General features: G+C 70.9%; 12 protein-coding genes. 5 read left to right on the forward strand and 7 right to left on the reverse strand.

Annotated elements, in window-relative coordinates; genetic code table 11:
- Positions 1-18: 18 nt before the first annotated feature.
- Genes BLR68_RS04705 through BLR68_RS04715 form a run of 3 tightly spaced genes read right to left on the reverse strand, consistent with a single transcriptional unit; the run spans position 19 to position 2,612 of the window.
- Entirely contained in the window at positions 19-798 is a 780-nt protein-coding gene (locus BLR68_RS04705) for a phosphotransferase (RefSeq protein WP_018188893.1), read from the reverse strand.
- Positions 799-801: 3 nt separating this feature from the next.
- Complete coding sequence (locus BLR68_RS04710; RefSeq protein ID WP_018188894.1) at positions 802-1,404, reverse strand: response regulator transcription factor; 603 nt, start codon at positions 1,402-1,404, stop codon at positions 802-804.
- A complete protein-coding gene (locus tag BLR68_RS04715) occupies positions 1,401-2,612 on the reverse strand; it encodes a sensor histidine kinase (protein ID WP_018188895.1) in 1,212 nt (403 codons plus the stop codon). Before BLR68_RS04715 ends, BLR68_RS04710 begins: the two co-directional genes overlap by 4 nt.
- Before the next feature lie 152 nt (positions 2,613-2,764).
- On the opposite strand from BLR68_RS04715, the gene BLR68_RS04720 reads away from it, so the two are divergent.
- Positions 2,765-3,265, forward strand: coding sequence for a hypothetical protein (locus BLR68_RS04720; protein ID WP_018188896.1), 501 nt, complete (start codon positions 2,765-2,767; stop codon positions 3,263-3,265).
- A gap of 1 nt (position 3,266) precedes the next feature.
- Here BLR68_RS04720 and BLR68_RS04725 read toward each other — a convergent pair whose 3' ends face one another.
- The gene (locus tag BLR68_RS04725; protein WP_018188897.1) at positions 3,267-4,781 is read right to left on the reverse strand and encodes an FAD-dependent oxidoreductase; all 1,515 of its coding nucleotides are present in this window, start codon (positions 4,779-4,781) and stop codon (positions 3,267-3,269) included.
- A gap of 74 nt (positions 4,782-4,855) precedes the next feature.
- Here BLR68_RS04725 and BLR68_RS04730 point away from each other — a divergent pair, with 74 nt between their 5' ends.
- The 4 genes from BLR68_RS04730 to BLR68_RS04745 are packed head-to-tail and all read left to right on the forward strand — an operon-like array spanning position 4,856 to position 9,118.
- The gene (locus tag BLR68_RS04730) at positions 4,856-5,521 is read left to right on the forward strand and encodes a TetR/AcrR family transcriptional regulator (RefSeq protein WP_018188898.1); all 666 of its coding nucleotides are present in this window, start codon (positions 4,856-4,858) and stop codon (positions 5,519-5,521) included.
- A 59-nt stretch (positions 5,522-5,580) separates the two neighbouring features.
- Positions 5,581-6,807, forward strand: a complete 1,227-nt coding sequence (locus BLR68_RS04735) for an acyl-CoA dehydrogenase family protein (protein WP_018188899.1) — start codon at positions 5,581-5,583, stop codon at positions 6,805-6,807.
- A 47-nt stretch (positions 6,808-6,854) separates the two neighbouring features.
- Positions 6,855-7,895 (forward strand): ATP-dependent DNA ligase, encoded by a 1,041-nt coding sequence (locus BLR68_RS04740; RefSeq protein ID WP_018188900.1) that lies wholly within the window; start codon positions 6,855-6,857, stop codon positions 7,893-7,895.
- A 44-nt stretch (positions 7,896-7,939) separates the two neighbouring features.
- Positions 7,940-9,118 (forward strand): AI-2E family transporter, encoded by a 1,179-nt coding sequence (locus BLR68_RS04745; protein ID WP_018188901.1) that lies wholly within the window; start codon positions 7,940-7,942, stop codon positions 9,116-9,118.
- A gap of 6 nt (positions 9,119-9,124) precedes the next feature.
- On the opposite strand, the gene ligD is transcribed toward BLR68_RS04745, so the two are convergent.
- From ligD to BLR68_RS04760, 3 genes are read right to left on the reverse strand one after another with little or no spacing between them, the layout of a single operon-like run.
- Positions 9,125-10,138 (reverse strand): non-homologous end-joining DNA ligase, encoded by a 1,014-nt coding sequence (gene ligD / locus BLR68_RS04750; protein ID WP_018188902.1) that lies wholly within the window; start codon positions 10,136-10,138, stop codon positions 9,125-9,127.
- Positions 10,139-10,193: 55 nt separating this feature from the next.
- Positions 10,194-11,258, reverse strand: coding sequence for an SseB family protein (locus tag BLR68_RS04755; RefSeq protein WP_018188903.1), 1,065 nt, complete (start codon positions 11,256-11,258; stop codon positions 10,194-10,196).
- A 41-nt stretch (positions 11,259-11,299) separates the two neighbouring features.
- The gene (locus BLR68_RS04760) at positions 11,300-13,756 is read right to left on the reverse strand and encodes an ATP-dependent helicase (RefSeq protein ID WP_018188904.1); all 2,457 of its coding nucleotides are present in this window, start codon (positions 13,754-13,756) and stop codon (positions 11,300-11,302) included.
- Positions 13,757-13,785 lie beyond the last annotated feature (29 nt).

Genomic DNA, 13,785 nt, shown 5'->3' on the forward strand with positions numbered 1-13,785 from the left:
CGTTCGGCAGGGTCGGGCTCACTCCCGCAGCACCCTCGCCCAGATCTCGCGATGGCGCTCGACGTACGCGGTGACCCTCCGCCAGTGGTCCCCGTGCCCCTGCACGAACATCGACGACCACGGCTCCGTTCCGGTCCCGTGGGAACGGCGGAGGAGCTCGTGCATGGCCGCCGTGCGCTCGACCATCGCCTCCGGCAGCCCGTAACGCAGCGCGGTACCGGCGCCGTACCCGTCCACGAGGGCAGCCAATCCCCGGGCGGCGTCGTCCGGCGGCACCGAGGTGTCGTTGAGCGCGAAGGACTGCGCGGCGTACGCGAGGTCCCACAGCCGGGTGCTGGGGGCTGCGGCATCCCAGTCGATGAACACCCACCGCTCCCCCTGCACGAGATTCCACGGTGCGAGGTCGTTGTGGCAGACGAGCTCGGCCCCCGGGGCAGCGATCGCGCTCTGCCACACGCTCCCCGCGGGGACGACGTAGGCGGCGCTCGCATCGTGGATCGCGCGCACCATCATCCCCACGCGGTGGAGGTCGTCCGGCGGCATCGGCCCCCGCTCGATCGCGAGCTCGCCGGGGACGAACTCGATCACCTGGCGTCCCTCCTCGTCGCGTCCCCGCGGCTCGGGCGCATCGATCCCGGCGTCGCGGAGTGCGCGGACGTATGCCGTGGCGCTCGCCGTCGACGCCGTCCAGGGCTTGCGGACGGTGTCGCCGATCCGGACGACGGCGCCGCTCGCGTTGCCGCCCGACAGTGCTTCTTCGTGCGGTGCTTCCTCGTGCGGTGCGTCCTCGTGCGGCATCCGTCAGATCCAGCCGCGTTCGCGCGCCGTGATCGCCGCCTGCTGCCGTGTCGCGAGCCCGAGCTTGCCGAGGATCGACGACACGTGGTTGCGGACCGTCCCAGAGGACAGATGGAGGGATGCCGCGATGTCGGCGATCGTCTCGCCGCGGGCTCCGGCGCGCAGGACGTCGAGCTCGCGGTCGGTCAGCGGCGAGCGCTCGTCGCTGAGCGCATCCGCGGCGATCTCGGGGTCGACGTAGCGGCGCCCGGCGGCGACCTCGCGGATCACGGCGGCGACGTCGCCGGCGGGACGGGACTTCGGCACGAAGCCGTCGACGCCGGCGCTGAGGGCGCGCCGCAGGACTCCGGGACGTGCGTGCCGGGTGACGACGACGCAACGGGCAGGGATCCGCTGGCGGATGCGGGCGGCCGCCTCGACCCCGTCGATCCCGGGCATCTCGAGATCGAGCAGGCAGACGTCCGGGCGCAGTTCGAGCGCACGGGAGACGGCCGTCTCGCCGTCCGCACACTCGGCGACGACCTCGAGGTCCTCCTCGAGCGCGAGGAGCGTCGCCAGAGCCGTCCGGATCATGTCCTCGTCGTCGGCGATGAGCACCCGGATCATCCTGCCTCCTCCCTCACCGATGCCGCCTCGGCCGGAACCGTGACGACGACGTCGAACCGATCGTCGCCCCGACGCGATGCGACGTCACCGCCGGCCACACCGACCCGGTGCGCGATGCCGTCGAGCCCCGCGCCCGACCCGATGGTCGACCCCGCCCCGGGGTCGTTCGCCATCGTCAGACGCCACACGTCGCCGACCCGCTCGAGCCCGAGCCACGCCCAGGTCCCACCGCCGTGCTTGAGCACGTTCGTCGTGCACTCTCGAATCACGGGTCCCAACAGATCGGCGGGAGCGGATGCCGCGTCTGCCGCGACGTCGAGCGTGACCGTCAGCCCGGCGGCGCGCAGCAGGTCGGCCGCGTTCGCGAGCTCGTCGGGCAGCGGCACGCCACGGAAGCGCCCGGCGAGCGCGCGCGTGCCGTCGCGGGCCTCGTCGACGGACGTCCGCGCCAGCGCGATCTGGCTGGCGGCGGCATCCGGATCGCGGTGGATCATGCGCTCGGCGAGTTCGAGCTGCAGTGCGATGACCTGCAGGTGGTGCCCCTGCAGATCGTGGAGTTCGCCGGCGAGCCGCAGCCGCTCCTGCACGGCGGCGAGGCGGGCTTCGGTGCGGCGTGCGCTGTCGAGCTCGAGGACGACGTCCCACGACCAGAGCGACAGCGCCTGCGTCATCGGGAGCGCGACGGAAAAGAACACGAGCACGAACGCGTCGCTCCGAGGCATCGGCGCGGCCTGCTCGAGCAGCCAGAGCACGACGAGGGCGACTTCGAGCAGCACAACACCGCGCCACCGGATGCCGGGGCCCCAGCGGACGAGGCAGAGGGTGGCGCCGACCAGCGCGGCGCCGAGCAGCGGCGACCCGGCCACGACGCCGAGGACGGCCGAGGCGAGGACCGCCGCGACGACCGGGAGCGAGAGGAACCGGCGCCGCCAGGACGGGCGGTCGCCGTCGTCGAGGTCGCCGTCCCTGCGATAGCGCGTGAGGAGCAGGATCGTGCAGGTCACGACGATCACCGCCGCACCGACGTAGGCGACGAGAGCGACGGGGCTCCGCCATCCCTCGCGGGCGACGAGGACGACGAGCCCCCACACGACGACGGTGCCGAGGAGGAAGAAGACCATCGACGTGGCGATGTACCACCCGGTCGCCGTCACGCCTCGCGCGAGCGACGCGGCAGTCCGCGTCGGGGTCGGGTCGGGCGTGGTCACACGGCCACAGTACGACCATGACGAATGTCACCCCTCGGCCCGTCGAACCTCCCGCAGGAAGGTGACGGGGCGGCACTGCCGCGCCCCGGCCCGGGACGGTGGACTGGGATCACGGCGATACGAGATCCGGTCGCCGACTCCGAGAGGACACCATGTCGAACCCCGTCTCCGACCTCGTCGCCGGCTTCCAGGACCTGGTGGCGCAGATGCCCGACCTCGTGCAGCCGCTCGTCGTGGCCCTCGCCGGCGCGGTCCCCTTCATCGAGGGCGAGGGCGCCGCGGCGATCGGGATCGTCGGCGGCATCCATCCCGTCGTCGCCGCCGTCGCCGGCGCCGCGGGCAACTTCCTCTGCGTCGCGATCGTCGTCCTCGCGGCCGCCCGCGTCCGCACGGCCGTGACCTCCCGCGCGGGGGCATCCGAGAAGACGCCGTCGGCGCGCTCCGAGAAGTTCCAGAAGGCCTACCACCGCTATGGGACGCCCGGCGTCAGCCTCCTCGGTCCCCTCATCCTGCCGACCCAGTTCACGGCCGCGGCGCTCAAGGGGACGGGCGTGCCGACCCGGACCGTGCTGTTCTGGCAGGGCACGGCGATCGTGCTGTGGACGACCGTCGTGACGCTCATCATCACGGGCGTCATCGCCGCGGCATCCTGACTCAGTCGACCGGCCGGAGGCCTCTGGTCGCGGGGCCTTCGATGCGTTCTCCGGATGCCGTGAAGCGCGACGCGTGCAGTGGGCAGTCCCACGTGCACTCGAGGTCGTTCCACTCGAGGATCCCGCCGAGGTGCGGGCAGACGGCGCTCACGGCGCGCGTCTCGCCGTCGGTGGTCGAGATGGCGACGGGCCGGCCCGCGCGCTGCGCGACGACGCCCTCCCCCTCGGCAGGCTGCGGCACGGGCACGGCCTGCGCCTCGGCGCCCGCCCAACCCGTTGCGGCGGCGAGGCCGACCTTCGCGTTCTCCGCCGCTCCCTTCGCGATGTCGGCGGGCATCGTGAGACGTGTGCCGATCTGCGTCATCCACCGCGGGCGTTCGCTCATCTTCTCGCCGCGCAGCTCGCTGACGATGCGCAGCGCGGCCGCCGGCGCGTTCGTGAGTCCCCACTTTGCATAGCCCGTCGCGAAGCGCACGCGCCCGAGCGTCCGGGGCATCGTGCCGATGAAGGGGATGCGGTTGTGCGACGTGTAGTCCTGCGCCGACCAGCGGTGGGTCTCCTCCCCCACGGGCAGCGTCTGCTGCGCCCAGCGCGACAGCTCGTCGAGCATCGCGCGCTCCGACTCGGCCCGCCCGACGGGGTGCCCCGCGCCTCCGACGACGATCTGCGCGACATCGGCCGGGCCGTCCTCGGGGAGGATCGTGCGCACCGAGCGCGTGGGCTCGTCGGCTGAGAGGTACATGCCATCAGGCAGCGGCGCGGTGAGGGTGAACGAGACGCAGGCCGACCGCATCCCGCTCACCTTCGCCCAGTAGAGGCCGCGGTCGAGGATCGGGATGCCGGTGGCCACCACGACCCGCGACGCGAAGATCGGCCCGCGATCGGTCTCGACGCGCGGCTCGGGGAAGACCTTCACGCCGCTGACCTCGACGCCCAGATGCAGCGTGCCGCCGGCGGCGACGAACGCGTCGGCGAGCGCTGCGAGCATCCGCATCGGGTCGACCGCGCGCTGGTCGTCGAGCGCGACGGCTGCCGCCATGGGCACGGCTGCGGCGCGCAGCTCGTCCTCGCCGACGAGGCGTACGGCGAGCCCCGCCTCGCGGGCCGCCTCGTACTCCTGCGCGACGGAACGCCGCCCCTCGCCGGCCTGGGCGTAGGTGTAGGCGGTGCGCGAGGTGAGCGGCACGCCGAGGTGCTCTGCGGTGTCCGTCATCCACGCGAAGCCGTCGCGGTTGGCGTCGACGTAGGCGCGGACGAGGGATGCCGGGTGCCCCGACCGCAGCGTCGAAAGCGTCGTCCCCTGCAGGAGCGACACCTTGCCGGTGTTCGATCCCGAGGCGAGCTCGCCGATGCCGCCGCGTTCGAGGAGGGCGACGTCGACCCCGGTCCGCGCCAGTTCGTAGGCCGTGGCGAGGCCGGTGAGCCCCGCGCCGATCACGACGACGTCGTGACGTGCCCCGGGCTCGAACGGGGTGTCGGCGGACTCGGTCGGGTGCTGCTTCCACAGGGAGGACATGGGGTGAGTCAAGGCGCGCCGACCAGATCAGGCACAGGCCTTGACAGGACGGCCTTCGCATTAGGCTTCCCTCCATGGCCGACGACCTCCGTCCCACGGGCAGCACAGTGGTGGCCGCCGCGCTCGCGCTGTTCGCGGAGCACGGCTACGAGCAGACCTCGGTCGAGCAGATCGCCCAGTCCGCGGGGGTGTCCAGGTCGACGTTCTTCCGGCAGTTCGGCGGGAAGGACGACGTCGTCTTCGCCGACCATGAGCTGCTCCTCGATCGCCTGCGGGCCTACCTCTCCGAGGCGCACGAGAACCCGTGGTCGGCGGTGTGCGAGGCATCGGTGCAGATCTACCGCCACTTCGCATCCGATCCCGAGGTCGCTCGCCGTCGATACGCCGTCGTACGCCAGGTGCCGTCGCTGCGCGACCGCGAGATCGTGACGGTCTTCCGCTACGAGCGCGCCTTCGACGAGTACCTGCGCCGCTCGGTCCCGGGGCTCGACCCCGTCGACGCGGTGGCGTTCGCCGCCGCCGTGACCGCGGTGCACAACCACGTGCTGCGCCGCCTGCTGCGCAGTTCCACGCGGGTCCCCGCCGCCGTCCTCGAGACCGCCTACGACGAACTGCTGCGCCGTTTCGGCGTGCACCCCGACCCGGAACCCGCCGCCGACGACGACATCGTCGTGGCGACCTTCCCCCGGCGGATGCCGCCCGCCGAGGTCGCCCGTCGGCTCGGCGCCCTACGCGACTAGCCTGGAACGGCGTTTCACCTCGAGTGGAACCGAATTCCAACCGGGCGTATCCTGGCGCGATGACCTCTGACCTGCCCGGCGGCGCGTCCGGCCGCTACGACGTGCTCGGCCGGCTCGACACCGACTACTACGCCGTCTTCTCCGACATCCCCGACGCCGACCGCGACGCGTGGGAGCGGACGCAGGGCTTCGTCGACGAGGTCGGCGACCGGATGCGGGAGGCGTGGGATGCCGCGGAGTACCCGCTCGACATCGCCCGACGCTTCGGCGAGCTCGACCTGCTGAACGACGGCATCGACCACCCGCGACTCACGCGCTTCTCCCCCCTGGCCGCGGGCCTCGTGAACATGGAGATCTCGCGCGGCGACGGGTCGCTCGGCACCGTCCTCGCCGTCCAGGGCGGGCTGGCACTGCGCACCCTCGCCCTCTTCGGCAGCGACGCCCAGCAGGAGCGCTGGCTGACCCCGGTCGCGCGCTTCGAGGTCCCGGCAGCGTTCGCCCTCACCGAGCCGGACCACGGCTCGGACTCGGTCTCGCTCGAGACCTTCGCGCGCCGCGACGGCGACGAGTGGGTGCTGCGCGGGGCCAAGAAATGGATCGGCAACGGTGCCTCCGGCGGCATCACCTTCGTCTGGGCCCGCGTCGACGACGAGGGCGACGAGCACCACGGCAACGTCCGCTGCTTCCTCGTCGAGCAGGACCGCCCCGGCTACACCGGCACCGTCATCGGCGGCAAGGCGTCGTTGCGCGGCATCCACCAGGCCCACATCGCCCTCGACGACGTGCGGGTTCCCACCGACGCGGTCCTGCCGGGGACGCGGACCTTCAAGGATGCCTCGACCGTCCTCTACGCAACCCGTTCCGGTGTCGCGTGGTCGGCGCTCGGCCACGCGACCGCCTGCTACGAGGCGGCGCTGCAGTACGCGCAGCAGCGCGTGCAGTTCGGCAAACCGCTCGCCCGCTTCCAGATGGTGCAGGAGCGCCTCGCGCACATGCTCGAGGACCTGACCGCGATGCAGTTGTACTGCCGTCGCCTGGCCGACCTCGAGGCATCCGGCGGATTGCGCCCGACGCAGGCGTCGCTGGCGAAGTTCCACAACACCCGCGCCGCGCGCCGCGTCGCGGCGACCGCGCGCGACATGCTGGGCGGCAACGGCATCCTGCTCGAGAACGGCGTCATGCAGCACATGTCCGACATCGAGGCGATCCACACGTACGAGGGGACCGAGTCGGTGCAGGCCCTCCTGCTCGGGCGGGACATCACCGGCGTGAGCGCCTTCGCCTGACCCGCAAGCCCGTTCCGCAGCGTCTGACCGCCGGGCAGGATGGGCGCATGTACGAGATCCCCGCGCCGATGCTCGCGAAATCCGTCCCCGCCGTCCCCGATCCGGCCAAGACGGCCGGCGGACTGCTGTACGAACCGAAGTGGGACGGGTTCCGCGCGCTGATCGGGTGGGACGGCTCGGAGGTCGAGATCGGGTCCCGCGGGTCGAAGCCCCTCACCCGGTACTTCCCCGAGCTGGTCGACGCGATCTCGCGTCTCGTGCCCGAACCGTCCCTGCTCGACGGTGAGATCGTCGTCGCCGACGGCGAGCCCGGGTCGCAGCGGCTGCAGTGGGAGCAGCTGTCGCAGCGCATCCACCCCGCGGCATCCCGCGTCGCCCTCCTGAGCGAGACCACCCCCGCGATGTTCGTGGCGTTCGACCTGCTCGCGCGGGGCGATCGCGACCTGCGCGACGAGCCCTTCTCCGAGCGGCGCGCACAGCTCGAGGATCTGCTGCGCGATGTGCCGCATCCGATCCATCTGACCCGGACGACGACCGATGCCACCCTCGCCGAGCAGTGGCTCGCCGAGTTCGAGGGGGCCGGGCTCGACGGCGTCGTCGCGAAACCGCTCGCCCTCCCCTACGCGCCGGGGAAGCGCACGATGTTCAAGATCAAGCACGCGCGGACCGCCGACGTCGTGGCGGTGGGCTACCGCGTCCACAAGAGCGGTGAGGGCGTCGGGTCGCTCCTGGTCGGCCTCCACGACGACGACGGGAACCTCCGCCAGGTCGGCGGGGTCGCCGCGTGGAGCAACGCGCGGCGACTCGAACTGATCGACGAGCTCGCGCCGCTGGTCGTCCGGGGCGACGACGGCGACGCGGTCACGGGGCAGTCGGACCGCTCCCGGTTCACCGCCTCAAAGGACACCTCGTTCGTGCGCCTCCGCCCCGAGCGGGTCCTCGAGGTCGCCTACGACCAGCTCGAGGGCGACCGGTTCCGCCACACGGTGCAGTTCCAGCGATGGCGTCCGGACCGGGATGCCGCGTCCTGCACCTTCGACCAGCTCGAGACCGTGTCGGCCTACGACCTGGCCGACGTGCTCGACTGAGTCAAGGGGCCTCGCCCGGAAAGACGGATCGGTAGGGTCGCACCATGGGCCTCTTCTCGTCATCTCCCCGCTCGGTGCGTCTCGACGACGGACGGCCCGTCCGCATGGCCGCGACGGGCAAGCCCGCGAGCATGTGGTCCGACGGCTTCGGCACCCTCGCGACCCGGTCGTTGCAGGTGATCATCGTCGCCGTCATCGTGACGGCCCTCATCCTCGGGATGCTGCAACTCACCGTCGTCGTGATCCCGGTCCTGCTCGCGCTCATCATCGCCTCGGCCGCCGCGCCGCTCATGGCATGGCAGCGCCGCCACGGCGTCCCCTCCGTGTTCGCGACCATCCTGACGCTGCTGGCGTTCGTCGTCGTGCTGGGCGGAATCGGCTGGCTCGTGGTCAACGCCGTCCGCGATCAGTTCGACGACCTCTCCACGAAGGCGCAGGACGGGTTCCAGAGCGTGCTCACGTGGGCGGAATCCCTGCCGTTCGACATCGACCAGAAGCAGATCGACGAGTGGGTCGGCACAGCGACCGACTTCCTCACCAGCGCACAGTTCGGTTCCGGCGCCCTGGCCGGCGTGAGCGCGGTCGCGAACTTCCTGACGGGGCTCGTCCTCATGATCGTGACGCTGTTCTTCTTCCTGAAGGACGGCCCGAATCTGTGGGAGTTCCTCATCCGTCCGTTCCGCGGATCGAACTACGACCGCGCCGTGCGCGTCGGCCACAAAGCCGTCCAGACCTTCGGGGCCTACCTCCGTGGCACCGCGGCCGTCGCGGCCGTGGACGCGATCGGCATCACGATCGGTCTGCTCATCCTGCAGATCCCGCTCGCCCTCCCGCTCGGCGCTCTCGTGTTCGTACTGGCGTTCATCCCCATCGTGGGCGCGACCGTCGCGGGCATCCTGGCTGCGTTGGTCGCCCTCGTGACGAACGGTCTGGTCGCGGCGATCTGGGTGGTCGTGATCGTCGTGGCGGTCAATCAGCTCGAGGGTAACTTCCTGCAGCCGTTCCTCATGGGCCGGTCGATGAAGCTGCACGCGTTCGCGGTGCTGATCGCCCTGACGATCGGCACCGTCCTCGGCGGCATCGTCGGCGCGATCCTCGCGGTTCCCCTCACGGCGGCGGCCTGGGGCATCATCCAGGTGTGGGACGGACCGAATACGCCCGCCCGCTGGGCTCGACGTCGTCCGCCCGTCGAGGAGAAGGTCGACACCGTCACGGCCGGCTGACGGCGGTCAGTCCTTCTTCGCCCTCGACGGCTGCACTCGCGGCGGCTCCCCCGGCATCTTGGGGAACTCCGGCGGGAACGGCAGTTCGCCGAAGCCTGCGTCGAGGTCGCGCTGCCACCACTCCAGCAGGGTGTCGATGCGTCCCGGGACGGCTTGCAGCTGCTCCCAGGGGTCGCCGATCGTCGCGAGTCGATCCGGCACCGTCCGCACCGTGAACGCGGCGGGGTCGACGCCGTCGGCGAGTTCGTCCCACGTGATCGGGGTGGCGACCGTTGCACCCGGAAGTGCCCGCGGACTGTAGGCGCCGGCCATCGTGCGGTCCCGGTTCGCCTGGTTGAAATCGATGAAGATGCGCTCACCGCGCTCTTCCTTCCACCAGTTCGTGGTGACCTTGTCCGGCATCCGTCGCTCGAGCTCGCGTCCCGCGGCGATCACCGCGTGCCGCACGTCGAGGAACTCGTGCGACGGCTCGATCGGGCAGAAGACATGGATGCCGCGATTGCCGCTCGTTTTGAGCCACGACTCCAGCCCCGCCTCGCGGAGGACCTCTCGCAGCGCGGGCGCGACCGCGGCGGCATCCGTGAAGTCCGTGCCGGGCTGAGGGTCGAGGTCGATGCGCAGCTCGACGGGGTTGTCGGTGTCGGCGGCGAGAGACGCCCACGGATGGAAGACGACCGTGTTCATCTGCACTGCCCACACGATCGCGGCGGCCTCGTTCAGGACGACCTGGGGATGCCGCCGGCCGCTGTTGTACGTGCAGACGACCTCGTCGACGTAGTCGGGCGTGCCCTTGGGCGGGTTCTTCGAGAAGAAGCTCTCGCCGTCGACTGTCGCGGGGAACCGCTCGAGCGAGACGGGCCGGTGACCGTTGGCGCGCAGGAACGGGTCGGCGACTTCGAGGACGTACTCGGCGAGCTCGTGCTTGGTGATCCCGGGCTCGGGGAACACGACGCGGTTGGGGCTCGAGAGCGAGAGCTCTCTGCCTCCCGGCAATTGCAGGGTGATCCGCTCCGACGTCATGCGCCCACCCTAGGGGCGGGCCACCGGCACGACCAGGGGCTTGCCCCGCGCGGGCTCAGTCCTCGTCGGCGGCCGCCGCGGCGTCGACGGTCTCCGCGGCATCGGCGATCGTGACGAGCGGCTCGAGCTGCTCGCGTTCGAGCCGGATCCATGGGCCTGCCGCGTCGACGAGGAAGCCGCTGAGCTCGGGCTCGCTCCTGAGCGCCTCCCCCAGCTGCGCCGCCGTCAGCGGCATCGGCTGATCCTCCCGGCGGAGCGTGAGGATCTCGAGCGGGTGCGAGAACACCTGGAGGTAGCGGGTCCCCTCGGCGGACCGTGCCTCGGCGACGCCCATGCTGCCGTCCGGTCGGGTGCCGGCTGCGATCCACGCGCCGCGGGTGACGAGCGCATCGACGACGGCGCGAGCGGTCTCATCGGTCCGCGGGCCGGCGAGGAGGTTCTTGATGGTGAACTCGGGGTCGGCCTGATCCATCGCGCGCGAGATGAGACCCGTCGGCAGGACGATGCGCCGGCCGGGGCCTGCGTGGTCGAAGACGATGCCGTCGTAGCCCGCGTCGACGACGTTGCGGAGCACGTTCTGAGCGGGCTGGCCGAGGACCGACGTGTTCGCCGCCTCGGGGTCATCGCTGAGACCCGCTTGGATCGCCGCAGCACCCGTGTACGCGAGCAGGAACTTCTTGTCGTTCATGATCGAGATCGCCAGGCGCAGCGGCTCGCCCGCAGCGACCTGCGCCTGCGCGTCGCCCATGATGCGCAGGTACAGCGTGCCCTGCAGCGCCTGGCGCGTCACGCCCAGGATCGCGGCGTTATCGGGCTCTTCGGGCGCCTCCACGAGCGCCGCGAGCAGAAGCGTGTTGTCCGGCATCCCGGGTCGACCCTCGGTGCGCTCGGGGGCGGTCTCCTCGACCTGCGGCAGGCGGGGCTGCTCGGGCCGCGGGGCGGGCTGCCCGTAGGTCGACATCGAGATCGGCACGAACGGCACGTCCTCGGCATCCGCCTGCTCGGCGGCGACCGCCGCGCTCACGTCCTGCTGGACGTCGGCGAGATCCGCCTGCGCGTCGACGGGCACCTCATCGGACCCGTCGGAGTTCTTCTTCGGACGGCGGGAGAACAGAGCCATGCCCTCAGCGTACGCGCGATACGACGCGGGTCGCGCGACGCTCAGAGCTTCGTGATCGGGGCGACCTTGATGAGCAGCTTCTTCGGGCCTGCGGTGTCGAAGCGGACGTGAGCGACGCGCTTCGCGCCCTCACCGGTCACCATGTCGACCTTGCCCTCGCCGAAGTCGTCGTGACGGATGCGGTCCCCCGCCGCGAGCTCCATGTCACCGTTGTCGCGGATCTTCGCCGGGATGCGGTTGGCGAACTTCGCGAGGGCATCGGACTTCTCGCGCTTCGGCAGCGGGACGAGGTCGTCGCCGTACCGATTCGATCCGGATCCGCCGAACCGGGAGCCGCCTCCGGGCCGGCCGTTCAGCGCACGCGACGGCGTCCCGCCGCGCGAGTTCACGTCGCCGGGCGACTGGCGCCAGTCGATCAGCTCGTGCGGGATCTCCTGCAGGAACCGGCTCGGCATCGCGGCCGAGACCTCGCCGAACTGCGCGCGGGTCATCGCGAGCGAGAGGTGCAGACGCTTGCGCGCCCGGGTGAGCGCCACGTAGAACAGACGCCGCTCCTCCTGCGGTCCGCCAGGCTCCCCCGCCGAGATGCGGTGCGGGATGAGGTCCTCTTCGACGCCGGTCACGAAGACGGCGTCGAACTCGAGGCCCTTGGCCGTGTGCATCGTCATGAGCGAAACCGAACCGCTGGCGTCGTCGAGGTCGTCGGCATCCGACACCAGCGTCACCTCGGTGAGGAAGTCCAGCAGCGTGCCGTCGGGGTTGTTGCGGGCGAACTCGCGCGTCACGGCGACGAGCTCGTCGAGGTTCTCGACGCGCGCCTCGTCCTGCGGGTCCTTCGAAATCCGCAGCGCGTCGTAGTAGCCGGACTTGTTGAGCAGGACGCGGAGCCCCTCCGTCACCGACGTCGACGGCGCGATCTCACCCGAGCTCGGCAGCATGATCTCGGATGCCTCGACGAGGACGGCATCCAGTTCGGCGATGGCCTTCTGCACCTTCGCGCCGACACCGAGCGCCGATGCGTTCGCGAGTGCGTCGCGGAAGGTGATGCCCTCGGATGCCGCGTACCGGGCGATCGAGGTCTCGGTGACGTCGCCGATGCCGCGACGGGGCCGGTTCAGGATGCGGCGCACCGCCATCTCGTCCGCGGGGTTCGCCACCGCGATGAGGTACGCCATGGCGTCCTTGATCTCGGCGCGGTCGTAGAACTTCGTGCCGCCCATGATCTTGTACGGGACGGCGGAGCGGATGAAGATCTCCTCCAGCGCACGGGACTGCGAGTTCGTCCGATAGAACACGGCCACCTGCGAGTAGTCGACGCCCTTGCGATGCAGAGCCTCGATCTCGTCGGCGACGAACTGCGCCTCATCGTGCTGCGAGTACCCGGTGAACCCGATGATCGGGTCGCCGTCGCCGACGTCGGTCCAGAGCTTCTTGTCCTTGCGGTCGAAGTTGTGGCCGATGACGGCGTTCGCGGCCGACAGGATGTTCTGGGTCGAGCGGTAGTTCTGCTCGAGGAGGACGACCTTCGCGCCCGGGAAGTCCCGCTCGAATTCGCTGATGTTGCGGATGTCGGCGCCGCGGAAGGCGTAGATCGACTGGTCGGAATCGCCGACCACGGTGAGCGACGCGCCCTCGATCTCAGGGGCCTCGTCGGGCTCGAAGATCATCATCCCGCCGCTCGAGAACGCGTCGCCCGCCTTGCCCACGACGGGCCGGGTCAGCTCGTGGATGAGGGCGTACTGAGCGTGGTTGGTGTCCTGGTACTCGTCGACGAGGACGTGCCGGAACCGCTTGCGGTACACGTCGGCGACGTGCGGGAAGGCGCGGAAGAGGTAGACGGTCTGCGCGATGAGGTCGTCGAAGTCGAAGGCGTTCGCCTTCTGGAGCAAGCGCTGATAGTCCGCGAAGATGTCGACGAAGACCCGCTCGGCGGGATCGCTCATGTTCGCCTGCCGGGCGTAGGACTCGGCGTCCGCCAACTCGTTCTTGAGCTTCGAGATGCGCCCCTGCACGGCGGCGGGGGTGAACCCGAACGAGTCGCCCTCGTGCTCCTTGACGAGACGCTTGATGAGCGCGCGCGAGTCGCCGGAGTCGTAGATCGTGAAGCTCTTCGTGAACCCGAACTGGTCGGCCTCGCGGCGAAGGATGCGCACGCACGCGGAGTGGAACGTCGAGATCCACATGCCCTGGGCGTTGTCGCCGACGAGCTGACGCACGCGTTCGCGCATCTCGCCCGCGGCCTTGTTGGTGAAGGTGATCGCGAGGATCTGGCTCGGGTAGGCCTCGCGCGTGCGCATCAGCGACGCGATGCGTCGGGTCAGCACGCTCGTCTTGCCCGACCCCGCACCCGCGACAATCAGCAGGGCAGGGCCCCGATGCGTGACCGCTTCGCGCTGCGGCGGGTTGAGGCCGGCGAGGAGGTCCTCGTCGGGGCGGGAATCGCCCGCGGGACGGGGCGCTCCGGCGCCGACGATGACGGGCTTGATGGAGTCGCTCATGTCCCCACGAGTCTACGTTCGACTGCCGA

This window comes from Microbacterium sp. 77mftsu3.1 (genome assembly GCF_900100525.1).
Classification (GTDB): domain Bacteria; phylum Actinomycetota; class Actinomycetes; order Actinomycetales; family Microbacteriaceae; genus Microbacterium; species Microbacterium aquilitoris.